Below are 14,633 nucleotides of genomic sequence, written 5' to 3'. Positions count from 1 at the left end.
GTCGCTTCAGCGTCCGCCGGTCCATCGCGACCGTAGATCATGATCGACCGGCGGCTTCAACAACCGACTAAGTGGTACTAGTTCCAACGAGACGGTCGCCAACTGGTTCGGCTCGACGGCGACTACTTTCGAAGCGAGCCTCCATTTTCCGCTCACAAGCCCTGCCAGCGCCACCTCGTGAAGCCCAGGAGGAACTTTGGCGATGCCACACGTCGTGCCCGTTACGTGGTCGAGGTGCGGCTTGCCATCGAGTTCCACTTGCAGCCCCTCATCGAAGGCTCCATTGCCCACGATAGTTATCTGGATAGCACCAGGGCGCTGCTCCTCGCTTTCGGCGAGCCTCACGGCCTCGATCGCTTCGGCATTCTTGCGCGCCTCCGCGTGCGCCCCCTCCCAGGCATGTGCAGTCTCCTGCTCCAGTTGAACGAGGCTCGATTGGAATTCGGCCATCCAGTCTTCCGTCTCCTTCTGCACATGTGCCCGCACCGCAACAACCAACCTCTGAATGAGCGCCACAAACCTCTCAAGTCGTGCCGTGTCGATCGACTGGGTGCCTTGCTCCGCCCTGAGTTTCGACCATTCCAGGCGGAACGTCTCCTGTAATCCTTCGATCATGAGTGCGGTATGGATGTATCTCATCCAGCCTGTCGAGTATCCGTAAAATCGATCGAGCGCAATGCAGAGCGCGGCAAGACCAAGCACAATGTATCCGACTTGATTCACCATCAACGTCTGATGTTCATCTCCGCCTATTATTATTGAGCACATCGGGATCAGGGCGCCCGCTGCCCCGAAGACGATTGCCAGCAATCGCAGGGAGCGAGAAGCGATCGACTTCCATGCCTTGTTTTCGTAATACCAGCGAACGACCGAGCTCGTCTGTTCATCCACCCAGGCGTACAGTCGGTCGAGCGAAGCCTGAAGGTTGTCAGGCCTCCATTCCGGTGGCTTCGACTGTGTCGTTTCAAGGTTCTTTGCCATCATTCCCTCCAGTGCCCCATGCTGCTCGCCCATTGAGGCATCCGTGACTACAGCCTTTTGGATGAACCATAAGCACCCCATTGCACCGGCGGAATGAACAGCCATCAGCAGCGGTTCGAACAGGCGGTTGCCGAGGCGAGCGCCGGGAGTCGCCTTGCGTGCCCCCCACTGTTGCCTCCGCGGTGCGCCACTACCTTTAGGAGGGCTGGAAGAGGTATGGCTGCTAGTGGAATAGCCGCGCGATGATGTGGCCGACGAAAGACCACCTATCACCCATACTGGAAACCCCGATGCGAAACCCAGGAATGGCAAAAGTTGGCAAACCGCCACCAACTCCGGATTCGCTGGCGATTCACCGTGCCGAAGGCCCGAGTGAAACTCCATCACCAACCCACGGAATTCACCCGATCATAGGCCTAGCACTTGTCGTAGCCCCCGGATGCACCGGGTGACTTGCGGTAGCACATGCGCACCTCGTTCTCTGCGTCCGTGCAACTGGTCTCATAGACACTCTCGCCCGAGGGCATGTAGATGAACTTGCCGCAGTCCCGGCTGGACTCCTTGATCTGGAGAAAGCGTGGGAACGCATCGCCCACCGGGGTGACCTTCACCTCGGTCGAGCCATGGACGAAGCCCATGTGGCTTCCCGACTCGATGGTGAAGATGGAGCGCAACGCGCCTTCCTGCGCCTCCCAGTACGACAGCGTCTGGTATTCGTTGCGCGAGTCCGCGTCGGTCTCCTCGACACGGAAGACCTGCCGCACCGGATCGGTGAGGTTCTCGAAGGAAAACACGACGCGGAAGGCCTGGCTCTCCACCACGCCCGGCAGGAAACCCATCGGGGTGGCGCAGAAGCTGTTCTTGCCGCTGAGCGGATGAAGCACCACCCCGGTCAGTAGCTTCATTCCGTCACACACCTGTCCCCGGACCTGGAGGACGAAGTCCTGCGCGTCCGCGGACAGGATGCGCGCACGGAAGACGTCGAGCTGCGCGGACGCCGGTCCCTCCTCCTTCAGGCACTCCTGCCGCTCCCACGGGGAGTCCAATCCCAGCGGGTGGAGGAGCTTCCGCAAGCCGGCGGTCGTCTTCGCGGCGCGCACCTGCTTCTTCAGCTCCTGGGGATCCACCACGACGCGCAGCGCCGGTGGACATGCGTCCTGGCTGACCTTGCTGGGGAGCGAGGAGGACGCTGGCGCTTCAGCCGCCGCCGGGGTCGTGGCGAGGATCGCCAGGAGCACGGCGCCCCGGAGGAGTGGGAGCAGCATCGCGAATGAAGGGTGCATGAGCATGAGTCGCACCCGGAATCCTGACATGGCCATGCAATGGCAGCCAGCCTGCCCGCCAGGCCTTCACGACCGATGCGGCCCGCGTGCGATTTCGTGCTACTCCGGCGCCGTGGCCCCGCATCTGACCGCACTCGAACCGGCGCCCCGGGCGGATGAAGTTCCAGCAGCGTTCCCGAGCCCCTTCGACGCGTTGGGCCCGCACGCCCTCGCGCGCCGGGCCGCGGAGTCGATGCAGGCCGCACTTCGTGAAGGGCTCATCGCGCCGGGGCTCCCGAGCTCCATCCTCCAGGGGCCTGACGGCGGAAAGATGTTCGGCGTGCTCGTGGTGCGGAAGCAGGATGGAACCTTCGGCGTGCTGCGAGCCTTCTCCGCGATGCTCGCGGGGCGCTGGGACGTGCCGGGCTTCGTGCCGCCCATCTTCGACCGCGAGGCACGCGCCCGCGTGGAGCCCGTGGCCGACGCCACGGTGAAGTCCCTGCTGGCCCGCGCCGAAGCCTGGAGCACCTCCGAGGAACTGCGGCGCCTGCGCGAGGACGATGACGCCCGTCAGTCCCGTGAGGCCATGGAGCGCGAAGCCATGCGCCTGCGCCACGACGCCCGGCGCCGCCAACGTCACGAACGCCGGGCGGCCATCCTGGCCATGCCCTTACGCACGGGTTCTCTGGGCGAAGAGCCACAGTCGCCGCAAGCCTCGCCCCCATCCGCGCTCACGGAGACCGAGCGCGCCCAGGCACTGCACGCGCTCGACCAGGAGAGCCGGGGCGACAAGGCGGAGAAGCGCCGGTGGGACGCGGCGCAGGAAGAGGCCCGGCGCATCCTCGCCCCTGCCCGCGCGAAGGCGGAGCGCCGCGTGCGCGCGCTGGACCGCCTGCGCCGCATCGTCTCACGCGGCTTCATGAAGCAGTTCCACGACACCTACGCCATCACCAACGCCCGAGGCGAAACCCGCCCCCTGCGCTCGCTCTACGGCGGCGCGGAGCCCCCCTCCGGCGCTGGCGACTGCGCGGGCGCGAAGCTGCTCGCCCATGCCTTCGCGCACGGGCTCCAGCCCGTGGCGCTCGCGGAGTTCTGGTGGGGCACGCCGCCCGCGTCCGGTGGCCGCATCCAGGGCGCCTTCTACCCGGCGTGCCGGGACAAGTGCGGCCCCCTGCTCCCCTTCATGCTGGAGGGCCTGGAGGTCTCCGCGCCGCGCGTCTTCGTCCCGCCGCCCGCGCCCACGCCGGAGCTCTCCATCGTCTTCGAGGACGCGTGGCTCGTCGTCATCGACAAACCGTGTGGCCTGCTGTCCGTGCCGGGCCGGGAGGCCTCCCTCCTGGACTCCGTGCTCACCCGCCTGCGCGCGCGCTACCCCCACGCCACGGGGCCGTTGCTCGCGCACCGGCTGGACCTGGACACGTCCGGGTTGCTCGTCGCCGCGCTGGACAGCCGCACGCACGCGTCGATTCAACGCCAGTTCCTCCACCGCGACGTGGCCAAGCGCTACGTGGCGCTCATCGACGGTCCCGTGCGCGGCGATGCGGGCACCATCACCCTGCCCTTGCGCGTGGACCTGGACGACCGCCCCCGGCAGATCGTGGACCCCGTCCACGGCAAGCCCGCGGTCACCGACTGGGAGGTCCTCCACCGCGCGGCGAGCCACACGCGCGTGGCCTTCCATCCGCGCACCGGCCGCACGCACCAGCTCCGCGTCCACGCGGCGCATCCCCAGGGCCTGGGCGCGCCCATCGTGGGAGACCCGCTGTACGGACACGCGGGCCTGCGCCTGCACCTGCACGCCGAAACGCTGTCGTTCCTGCATCCGGCGACGGGGCAGCGGGTGTCCTTCACCCGCGCCGCCCCGTTCTGAACGCCCGCGTCAGTTGACGAGCAGCACCTTGCCCACGCCGCCCTGCTCCGCGACCTTCTGGGCCTCGCGCGCGTCGTCCAGCTTGAAGGTCCGGCTGATGGGAATCACCAGGTCGCCCTTCGCCGCGCTCACGGCGAGCTGCGCGAGCCGGTGCGCATCCGGATGGGCCAGGAAGCTGCGCACGACGAGGCCCTTCTCCTTCGCGCCCTTCGGCTCGCCCACCACGGTGCCCACCGTCCCGCCGTGCTTCACCTTGCCGAGCACCGCCGCCACGGCCTCACCGCCCACCGTGTCCGCCACCGCGTCCAGCGTGGGCAGCTTCGCGACGTCCTTCGGATCATCCAGCGCGACGACGCCGTCCACGCCCAGCTTCCGGGCCTCCTCCACCTGCCTCTTGCGCACGCCCGCCCAGATGCGCGCGCCCCGCGCCCGCGCCGCGAAGACGGCCGAGCGCCCCACCGCGCCCAGCGCGCCCGTGATGAGCACCGTGTCCCCCTGCGAGGGCTGCACGTGCTCCTCGATGAGCTGCGTGCCCGTCAGCGTCACCAGCGGCAGCGCGGCGGCGTCCTTCAGGTCCAGGTTTTCGGGCACCTTCGCCCAGGCCTCCGTGGGCGCGACCACCGTCTCCGCGTAGCCCGCGGTCACCAGGCCCATCACGCGGTCGCCCGGCTCGAAGGCCTCCACGCCCGTGCCGACCTCCACGACCTCACCGGCCACGTCTCGCCCGAGGATGGCCACCGGGAACTTCAGCTCCATCCGCCCCTTCATGTCCCCGCGGCGGATCTTCCAGTCCACCGGGTTGATGCTCGCGGCGGTGACGCGGACCTTCACCTCGCCCGGCCCCACCTTCGGCTCGGGCATGTCCTGCACCGCGAGCACGTCCACGTCTCCATAGCCTTTCAGCACGACCGCTTTCATCCGGGCCTCCACGTCCACCGAGCGAGGGAAGAGACTTCCAACGTCGGCCCAACGGTAAGCACCGGCGAAGGGGCCGCCATCGTCGGCGACCGGTCGCTCCGCCTCCTGCTCCCCTGGACGGCGGCGGCCGGTCAGCGGGGCTGGAACTCCAGCGCCTCGCGCAGCACCGGGTACGTGTCGTCCGCGGAGGTGCTGCCCATGAAGGTGTCCAGGTGGCCGTAGCCCGGCAGCATGCGGCGCTGGTACCAGCGCGCGCCGTTCGCCTCGCGCAGCCACTGGAAGGTGCGCTCCGTGGAGGACGGCAGGTACGTGCGGTTCTGCTCGCTGGAGACGAACGTGATGGGCCGCTGGAAGGGCTCCGGGTCCAGGTAGTCCGGCGGCCGGGCCTGCCCGTAGCGCCGCAGGTTCTCCGCGCGGCCGAAGTCGAACTTCACCGCGTGGCCGCCGCGCGACATCTGCCCCAGGTGCCGGAACGTCAGCAGGTTGCACCGGCCGAACTGCTCCTCCAGCCGCGCGTGCGTCTCCGCGTTGAGGCGCGCGTGCCGGTACAGCCGGCCGTACATGAACGACAGCCGGTGGCACACCGGACTGTCACACTCCATCCGCAGGAAGCTGGACACCTTCGTGAAGGCCGCCTGGAACAGCGGCGTGCGGGACGCCTCATCCGGCGTGAGCGAGTCCAGCCCCGCGTCCAGCAGCTCCGGCACCCGCAGCAGCGCCTTGAAGCGCGTGGAGGCCGGCGTGTGGTGGTGCAGCGCCACCTGCGACGCCACCACGGTGCGCACGTCCGGCAGGTGGCCCGCGGCCATGGACATGAAGAACGCCGCGGACCCCGCGCAGTGCACCACCGCCTGCACCGACTCCGCGCCGGTGATTTCACGGATGCGCCGCACCGCCGCGGGCATGTCGTGGTCCGCCGCGTCGTCCAGCGTGAACTGGCGCAGGGGCAGTTGCACGCTGGCGCGCCAGTCCAGCAGCCACGTGTCGTAGCCGTGGCGCGCCAGGTACTGGACGAAGTTCTCCTTCAGCGTGGGCAGCATGAACATGCCGCTCCACACGCCCGCGCCGTGCACCAGCAGCACCGGCCCCTTCGTGCCGCCCACGTAGCGGGTGAGCTTCAGGGGCACGCCGTCGCCCGCGAGGAAGTCGTACCGCTCCGCCAGGGGCAGTCCCTGGAGCGTCACGTCCTGGGAGCGCGTCCGGGACACCGCCGCGCTGCTTCGGTAATCAAAAGCCATGGGCCACCGCCTCCGCGATGCGCTCGGCCACCGCGCTGAGGGTCATCACCGGATGGAAACCGATGGACGTGGGGATGACCGAGCCATCCGCCACGTAGAGTCCGGGGTAGTTGAACACTTCGCCCTCCGTCGACACGACGCCCCGGGCCGGGGACTCCGCCAGGTGCGCCCCGCCCAGCGAGTGCACCGTGAACGGCCGGCGGAACAGCTCCCACGTGACGAGCGGCGCGAACGTCCCGCCATACTGCGAGGCCAGCTCCTGCATCGCCGAAGTCATGCGGTTCACCAGCGCCACGTTCTCGTTGGCGTAGTCCCATTCGATGTCCAGCCGGTCGCCCTTGAGCACCATGTGCCCGTTGGCATTGTCCTGGCCGATGGCGAAGAGGTTGCTCGTGCGCGCCGCGTCCACGCCGGTGCCCAGCGGCTTGTTGAACAGCCCCTTGGCGAACGCGCCGTGCAGCAGCGGCCACAGCTTCGGCCACAGCGGGGCCCCCACGCCGCCCAGCAGGCCCAGCCTCGGCTGCCCCAGCCCCGCGAGCACCTCCGTGGCCGGCCGGTTGAACGTGGCCGTCACCATCGTGAAGCGCGGCGCGGCGTCGAAGAAGCGCATCACCGTGGCCACGTCCGGCCCCTCCCACGGGAGGATCTCCTCGCGGCTGCCGTGCAGCGAGCCCAGGAAGTCGCCGTTGCCGGAGTAGCCCCTGCCCAGCCAGTCGCTCACCAGCGGCAGCGTGCGGGCCCGGTCGCGGCTGCGCAGCAATATCTCCACCGTGCCCAGCGACCCGGCGGACAGCACCACGCGGCTGCCCTCCACGGACGACTTCTCACCGGTGGCCAGGTCCTTGAAGTGCACCCGGTAGCCGCCCGCCACGCGCTGCACGTGGGACACGGACAGGCCCGGCCACACCGTGGCGCCCAGCTTCTCCGCTCGCGCCAGGTAGGTGAGGTCCAGGGTGTTCTTCGCGCCGTACTGGCAGCCGAACTCGCACTCCGAGCAGCGCTGGCACGCCTTGCGGCCCGGGGCGGAGGGCTCCGTCCAGGAGACGGCCTCGTCCGGGTCGAAGGTCTGGCGGCCCATGCGCCGGGCGGCCTGCTGGAACAGGTCGCGCTTCCGCAGCGGTTCCGACGCGGGGAACGGCTTCACGTCCAGCTCGCGCGCCACCTTGTCGTAGTAGGGGTCCAGGGCCTCGCGGCTGAAGCCCCGGGGCCAGCGCGGGTGGTCGAAGACGATGGGGTCCGGCCGCACGTGGATGTTGGCGTAGACGAGCGACCCGCCGCCCACGCCGCTCGCCGTCACCGTGCCGATGCCGGACAGGAAGCGCACGTCGTAGAGCCCGCGCGCCTCCGGGCGGAGGGGGTGGCGCCAGAGCAGCTCATCCGCGCGGGTGACGTCCCGGGGGAACTGGCCCGGGTTGTACCGGCGGCCCCGCTCCAGCACCGCCACGGACCTGCCCGCCTGCGCCAGCCGGAGCGCGGTGATGGAGCCGCCGAAGCCGGAGCCCACCACCACCACGTCGTACTTCTTCGCCATGCCCATGCTGTGTCCCCCCTCAGTCGAACTTCGCGCGGGCGAAGACGTCCCAGAGCGTGCCCATGAACATGCCGCCGAAGCGCCTCAGCGCGTCCGCCTGCTTCAGCGGCGAGGACGTGCCCAGCACGGAGAACGTGGTGAGCTGCTGGAGGAAGTCCGGCAGGTGCAGGCGGATGATGCCCGTGGCGACGATGGGGCCGGTGCGCTCGTGCCCCTTGCGCAGCACGGTGTAGAGCGTGGACGTGTCGCTCCACACGTCGAAGCCCGCGTCGTCGTTGACCTCCTTGTAGCCATCCAGGAGGTACGGCTGGCCGTCCACGCCGGTGAAGGGCATGAGGTACAGCATGCGCCGCTCGTAGAAGCGCTCCGTGCCCACGAAGAGGTTGAAGACGCCGTTCTCCACCGGCGCGCCCCCGGGCGGCGTGAAGCCGCGCACGTGCAGCGTGCCCTGCACGATGCCGCCGTGGGACTCCTGCGCGAGGAAGCGGTCCAGGTTGGGCAGCGTGATGGTGACGACGAACTCCGCCGTCTGCCCCGCGCGCTGGCCCGCCCGCGCCGCCCCGGCGAAGTCCTCCGGTGACGAATGGTTCGGCTGGAGGAAGCCCTTCATCCGCTCCGTGAAGCGCAGGCCCACCACCGGCGTGGGGGACGCCACCGTGCCGCCGGGCGGAATCACCACGTCGCCCAGCGGATCCGTCCCCGGCACCACCGGCGAGGCCACCGTCTCCGCCTCCGGCATCATCCGCAGGCTGACGCGGGGCGGGTACGCGGGCGCGGCCTTCACGGGCACGCGCTCCGGCGCCACCCAGTTCGGCGCGTCCTTCACCTGGCGGATGACCCGCTCCACGTTGCGCTCGGCCACCGCGGCGATGCTGGAGGACGGGTTGACGCCGACGCCCACCGGCAGCGCCGCGCCGTCCATGACGTACAGGCCGGGATGGCCGTGCACCTCGCCGTCGGGGGTGAGGACGCCGAACGCGGGCTCCTCCGCCATCGCGCAGCCGCCCAGGTTGTGCACGGACACCGGCAGGTGCAGCCGCTCCCACAGCGGGTTGTAGGCGGCGCGCGTGCCCAGCGCGCGGGCCACGTCCTCGCAGAGCTGCTCCTGCGTGCGGTACAGCGGCAGGTTCGCGGGCACGTCCCACTGCACCTGGAGCTCGCGGGTGAGGGGCGACAGCGTCAGCCGGCCGTTGGACTTGTCCCGGCCCATGGCCAGGAACACGGCCTGGAAGCGGCCGCGCTCGTTCTCGATGGCGGCCAGCTCCTTCGAGCGCGTGCGCAGCACCTTCACCAGCTCGCGCTGGAGCAGGTCCGCCGGCAGCGTCATGGCGCGGTCGGGGTCCATGGCCACCATCAGCCCCGCGGCCTGCACCGGGTGCCCGCCCTCCTGGAAGAGGAACCAGGTCTTGTCCTTGCCCTGGCCTTCATCCACCACCATGCCGGTGGTGATGGTGGGGCCCACCGCCGGGTCCCACGGCTCCTTCGTGTCGAAGGCGAAGGCGAGGAAGTCCCCGTTGGCCGAGTAGCGCGACCCCAGCCGCGCGCTCAGGTCCGGCAGCGTGCCGTGCACGTCGCGGTTGCGCAGCAGGAGCTCCGTGGTGTTCACCGCGCCCGCGCACAGGAAGACGCGGCGGGCGTCCACGGTGCGCTGCATGCCGGCGCTGGCGTGGTCGGTGAAGGTGACGCGGTAGCCCGGCGACAGGGGCTCGATGCGAGTGACCTCCGCCTGGGTGGTGACCTCCGCGCCCCGCTGCTCGGCGACGGCCAGGTAGTTGAGGTCCAGGGTGTTCTTCGCGCGGCGGTTGCAGCCGATGTCGCACTCGCCGCAGTAGTTGCAGCCCTCCTGGAGCACGCCGAACTTGTTGGGCAGGGGCTCGCCCGCGGGGGCGAAGCGCACGGCGAGGTTCGGGTAGAAGAACTGCGCCTCGCGGCCCAGCTTCTTCGCCACCTCCTGCATCCGCTTCGTCTTGGGCGGCAGCCCGCGCGCGGCGGCGGTGATGGGCTGCACGTCCAGCATGTGCGCGACCAGGTCGTAGTACGGATCCAACGACTCCCGGCTGTAGCCCTCCGGCCACCCGGACGCGAACACGTCCGGAGGCGGGCGCAGGTACACGTTGGCGTAGATGAGCGAGCCGCCGCCGTACCCCGCGGCCTGCACGACGCTCATCCCCTTGAGGAGCTTGATGTCGAAGAGCCCCTGGCGGTGCTGCCACAGCCAGCCGTTGCGAGGGTCCTCGAAGTCGCGAGGGAAGCTGCCCTTCGGGTAGCGCAGGCCGCGTTCGAGCACGCGCACGGACAAACCCGCCTGCGCGAGCCGACAGGCCGCCACCGCGCCGCCAAACCCCGTGCCGATGACCAGGGCGTCGTATGCCGGTGCCATGTTCCCCCTCGGGTGCGGTCCCTGGGGAGCAGGGATCCGGAAGGCGCGACCCGGGAACGTCCAGGAAAGGACGGACCTGATTCTACAACGGGTCCCCCCCGTTTCCTTGAGGCCGGCCCCCCTCCGCGGATCAGCATTTTTCCCTCTGAAGAACGGGATTCTCTGATCAGCTAGGATAGGGTGGCGGCCGAGCGGCCTGACGGCTCGCTTGGACGCGCGACGTCATGGCCCTGGACCGGTACCATTGAGGGCCCCCATGAACGCCAACGATTGCCAGAAGCGGGGTCACCGGAGGTGGTGACGGACGAAGAGGTCCCAGCGACGCCATCAGTGGATCCGCTGGTGGGCGCGAAGATTGGCGAGTTCGTCATCCGGGAGCGCGTGGGCGCGGGCGGGATGGGGGTCGTCTACCGGGCGGAGCACCCGCTGATTGGCAAGCACGCGGCCATCAAGGTGATGCGCGCGGAGCTGGTGTCGCCGGAGCAGGAGCAGCGGCTGCTGGTGGAGGCGCGGGCGGTGAATGCCATCCGGCATCCCGGCGTGCTGGACATCTTCAACTTCGGGACGCTGCCTGACTGCAGGCCGTACGTGGTGATGGAGCTGCTCCAGGGCCAGTCGCTCGCGGACCGGATGCGCGAGCAGGGCCGGATGGACGTGGGGACCACGGCGTGGGTGTTGGAGCAGGTCCTGGCCGCGCTGGCGGCCGCGCACCGGGCGGGGGTGGTGCACCGGGACCTGAAGCCCGCGAACGTGTTCCTGATGGAACAGCCGGACGGGGCGCCGCTGATCAAGCTGGTGGACTTCGGCATCGCCAAGGTGATGCAGGAGCACGACGCGCTGGCGCGGGCGGACGGCTCCACGGTGGGGACGCCGGACTTCATGGCCCCGGAGCAGGTACGCGGAGGCGAGGTGGGCCCGGCCGCGGACCTGTACGCGCTGGGGGTGATGGCGTTCCACATGCTCACGGGCACCCGGCCGTTCCAGGGTGACAACGTGCAGGTGATGTTCGCGCACGTGGAGCAGATTCCTCCCCGCGTGTCATCGCGGGTGGAGGGGATCCCGCCGGAGCTCGATGAGCTGGTGGCGCGGTTGATGGAGAAGGAGCCGGCGAAGCGGCCCGAGACCGCGACGGCCGTGAGGATGAAGCTCCGGGCACTGGCGCGACCGCCCGTGAGCGCGGAGCCGGATGCGCCACCGCCGTCGAGCGTGGAGTCGCGGGCTGTGCCTGCGGCCACGGTGCCGCCGGGGCGCCGGAATGGCGTGTCCCTCGCGGTGACGGCGGTCGCCGGGGTGGCGCTGCTGGGGGTGGGGTATTGGTGGGGCGCGCAGGCGCGAGAGGCGGAGCTGGTGCAAGTGATTGCGCCGTCGCGACCTTCTGAACAGGTGATGGTGGACGCGAGGCCGACGCCTCCGGAGGAGCCGCCGCCGGTCATGGCGGCGCAGGAGCCCGTCGAGGCGCCGCCCGAGGTCTTCGAAGAAGAGGCGCAGGCGGAGACCGCGACAGCGACCCTGGCGAAGTCGACGAAGCTGCCACCGCTGCCGGCGGAGACTCCCTCCGAGAAGAAGATGGAGCAGCGGCAGGCAGGTCTGTTCAAACTGCTTCTGGCGCGGGCGAAGGACGTGGATGGGGAGGGAGCGCTGCGCGGCAGGCTGCTCCAGCAGTACCGGGCCGCCGCTGATGCGAAGACGGACGCCGAGCGGACGCGCATCCATGTCGCGCTGGATGACATCGAGAAGGAGCTGACCCAGCGCATCGCGCTGCACGACGCGCCCCCGGCTCCCGTCGTCGCCGTCGTCGCGCCACCCGTGGCGCCCCGGGTCCCGGCGCTCGTGATTCCCAAGCTCCCCACCCTGCCCCAGAGCAATGCCTCCGAGCAGAAGCTGGCCCAGCGCATGGACAAGCTGGTGGTGGAGCTGCGCACGCGCACGCAGAACCAGGACGTCGCGCCCGAGCTCACAAAGCAATTGGTGGACATCTTCACTGAGGCCGCGAAGGCCCAGACCGCCACCGAGCGCATGACCGTGCATCAGGCCCTGGATGCGTGGCAGGAGCGGCTGACGGCGCGCTTCCCGAAGTGAGCGGAGCCAATCGCTGGCGGGTATGATTTCACATCCCGGCAGTCATTCACGACCCGCCATTGCGCCATCTCTTACCGGTGGGTTGTTTGGAATCAGGGGAAATGCGCGGCTATGGTCCGCTCGCTCGCAATCCCCTCATGAAAACCCACCGTCCTTCCAATCCCGACGGGACGACGCTCACCATGCGGAAGACCGCATCGGCGGAGACAACGCCCCTCTCGGATCCGCTGCTCTCTTCGCAGATTGGTGACTTCACGGTCGACGAGCGGATTGGCGCAGGGGGGATGGGAGTCGTCTACCGGGCCACCCATTCCCTCATTGGGAAACAAGCCGCCATCAAGGTGTTGCGCGCGGAGCTCGTCTCACCTCGGCTGCATGAACGGCTGCTCGTGGAGGCCCGCGCGGTCAATGCCATCCGGCACCCGGGCATCATCGACATCTTCGGCTTCGGCAAGCTTCCGGATGAGCGCCCCTACGTCGTGATGGAGCTGTTGGAGGGTCGGCCGCTCTCCGAGCTGCTGTCGGACCAGCGTCGGCTGGATGTGCCCACCGTCCTCTGGATGTTGGATCAGATCCTCTCCGCGCTGGGGGCGGCGCACCGGGCGGGAGTGGTGCACCGGGACCTGAAGCCGGCGAACGTGTTCATCGTGGAGTCGCCGAACGCCGCCCCCACGCTCAAGCTGGTCGACTTTGGCATCGCCAAGCTGCTGGAGAACAGGGAGAGCCCGACGACCCTCGATGGCTCCGTGCTGGGCACGCCCGAGTTCATGGCCCCCGAGCAGATCCGCGGCGGCACGGTGGGCCCGGCGACGGACCTCTACGCGCTGGGCATCATGGCGTTCCAGATGCTCACGGGCGCGCGGCCCTTCCAGGGCGATCCCGTCCAGTTGCTGTTCGCCCATGTCGATCGGATCCCGCCCCTGCCCTCTTCGCGCGCCGAGGGGATTCCCCCGGAGCTCGACACGCTGGTGCTCCAGTTGTTGGCGAAGGACCCCGCCCTGCGTCCACCCTCCGCCGAGGCAGTGCAGCAGCAGCTCCTGCGCGTGCCCGCGGAGTCGCGTCCCCAGTCCTTCGCGAGGCCCCCGGGCCTGAAGCCCAAGGCTTCCACGCAGCGCCCGGCCCCTGTGCCCAAGCCCGCCGTGGCCAGTGTCGCCACCCGTACGCCTGTCGCGGTCGCGGATGCTGAAGACTTGGGGACGGAGACGCTTCAGAGCCTCCGTCCACCGCTCCGAGGCTGGATGTTGGGAGGCGCGGCGTTGCTTGTGGGCCTGGGGGCTGGGGCGTGGTGGCTGAGCCGCCCGGTCGCGCCCATCGAAAAGGCTCCCGTGCAGGTCACGTCCGAGCCCGATCCCGACGCGGGCGTTCCTACCGAACAGCCTCCCCCTCCCCAAACGCCCCAACACGCGGGCAGCAGCCCCCCCTCCACACAGGAGACACCTTCGGAGAGAGCCGAAGAGGTTTCGCCCGAACCTGAAGGCGTAACATCGCGGTCGCGCCCCCCTGGTAAGGGGGGAAGCAACAGGCGCGAGGAGCCCTCGCGGAGGCTTCCAGAGTCCCCGCCCGATGAGAATCCAGTGTCGCCGCCCGATCGCCAACCCAAGGCCACGATAACCGACGTGACGGAGTCGGAAGGTGCGCCCATCGTGGCAACGACCGCTTCGCCCCAGACAGCGCCACCGACGACACCCTCCGTCGCATCAGCGAGCGCCGAGCCCCGTACCGCGATGCCCGAGCTGCCCAGGGACAACGAGCCCCAGAAGCGCTTGGCGGACCGGCTGACCAACCTGTTCAACAAGCTCCATGCCCCGAGTCCGAAAGGAAATCCCCCCAAGGAGCTTCTAAACGACCTGATGTGGCTCATGCGCCAGGCCGCCAAGGCCAGCACCGGCACCGAAAGGACCGACATCTCCGGGGGTGTCGACGAATGGGAAAAGCGCTTCAATCAGTGGCGGGGATTGCCCGCCGAAGCGCCGGGCGCCGCCGCACCAGCCCTGGTCGGGCCACCAAAGCCACAGCCTGTCCCTCCTTCGGAACCGCAGTCACGACCGCATCCCCTCGGCCCCCTGCCGGAACTGCGAAGAACGACACCCAATGAGGAGAAGCTTGCGAGCCGGGTGGAGCTGTTCACCCGTGAGTTCCTACGCCGGACATCGGGCGCTCGTAGCTCTTTGGATCTGGAATGGGACCTCCGGCACTTCTATGAGCGTGCCTCCCAGGAGCTGACCGCTACTGAGCGCATGGATCTCCAACGAGAAATGGACAAGTGGGTCGAGCAACTGAAGGTGCGATACCCCCTCTGATCATTGTTTCCCCCAAAGCGATGTCAGACACGACCCTGTGGGTCTCCCTGTGCTGGGGCCCCTCCGCATCGTGA

9 protein-coding genes are annotated in these 14,633 nt (G+C 69.2%); 3 read left to right on the top strand and 6 right to left on the bottom strand.

The window, feature by feature from the left end; genetic code table 11:
- Nucleotides 1–6: 6 nt before the first annotated feature.
- Both K8556_RS20230 and K8556_RS20225 read right to left on the bottom strand, forming a co-directional pair.
- The gene (locus K8556_RS20230; protein ID WP_223741710.1) at nt 7–1,014 is read right to left on the bottom strand and encodes an SLATT domain-containing protein; all 1,008 of its coding nucleotides are present in this window, start codon (nt 1,012–1,014) and stop codon (nt 7–9) included.
- 383 nt (nt 1,015–1,397) lie between these two features.
- Nucleotides 1,398–2,279: a hypothetical protein gene (locus K8556_RS20225; RefSeq protein ID WP_223741709.1), complete on the bottom strand. Its 882-nt coding sequence runs from the start codon at nt 2,277–2,279 to the stop codon at nt 1,398–1,400.
- 217 nt (nt 2,280–2,496) lie between these two features.
- Here K8556_RS20225 and K8556_RS20220 point away from each other — a divergent pair, with 217 nt between their 5' ends.
- Nucleotides 2,497–4,113: an RluA family pseudouridine synthase gene (locus K8556_RS20220; RefSeq protein ID WP_223741708.1), complete on the top strand. Its 1,617-nt coding sequence runs from the start codon at nt 2,497–2,499 to the stop codon at nt 4,111–4,113.
- A 9-nt stretch (nt 4,114–4,122) separates the two neighbouring features.
- On the opposite strand, the gene K8556_RS20215 is transcribed toward K8556_RS20220, so the two are convergent.
- From K8556_RS20215 to K8556_RS20200, 4 genes are all read right to left on the bottom strand, one after another.
- Entirely contained in the window at nt 4,123–5,031 is a 909-nt protein-coding gene (locus tag K8556_RS20215) for an NADP-dependent oxidoreductase (protein WP_223741707.1), read from the bottom strand.
- Between the two features lie 131 nt (nt 5,032–5,162).
- The gene (locus tag K8556_RS20210) at nt 5,163–6,269 is read right to left on the bottom strand and encodes an alpha/beta fold hydrolase (protein WP_223741706.1); all 1,107 of its coding nucleotides are present in this window, start codon (nt 6,267–6,269) and stop codon (nt 5,163–5,165) included.
- Nucleotides 6,259–7,806: an FAD-dependent oxidoreductase gene (locus K8556_RS20205; protein ID WP_223741705.1), complete on the bottom strand. Its 1,548-nt coding sequence runs from the start codon at nt 7,804–7,806 to the stop codon at nt 6,259–6,261. The genes K8556_RS20210 and K8556_RS20205 overlap by 11 nt, the downstream gene beginning before the upstream one ends.
- Nucleotides 7,807–7,819: 13 nt before the next feature.
- Nucleotides 7,820–10,180: a GMC oxidoreductase gene (locus tag K8556_RS20200; RefSeq protein ID WP_223741704.1), complete on the bottom strand. Its 2,361-nt coding sequence runs from the start codon at nt 10,178–10,180 to the stop codon at nt 7,820–7,822.
- A 270-nt stretch (nt 10,181–10,450) separates the two neighbouring features.
- Between K8556_RS20200 and K8556_RS20195 the strand changes: the two genes are divergently transcribed.
- On the top strand, nt 10,451–12,259 hold the full coding sequence (locus K8556_RS20195) for a serine/threonine-protein kinase (RefSeq protein WP_223741703.1): 1,809 nt from the start codon (nt 10,451–10,453) through the stop codon (nt 12,257–12,259).
- A 101-nt stretch (nt 12,260–12,360) separates the two neighbouring features.
- Entirely contained in the window at nt 12,361–14,559 is a 2,199-nt protein-coding gene (locus K8556_RS20190; RefSeq protein ID WP_223741702.1) for a serine/threonine-protein kinase, read from the top strand.
- Nucleotides 14,560–14,633: the final 74 nt, after the last annotated feature.

The sequence above is a fragment of the Corallococcus sp. AS-1-12 genome (assembly GCF_020036995.1).
GTDB lineage: Bacteria > Myxococcota > Myxococcia > Myxococcales > Myxococcaceae > Corallococcus.
The sequence above is the reverse complement of the archived record's forward strand: the minus strand, read 5'-3'. Positions and strand labels throughout refer to the sequence as shown.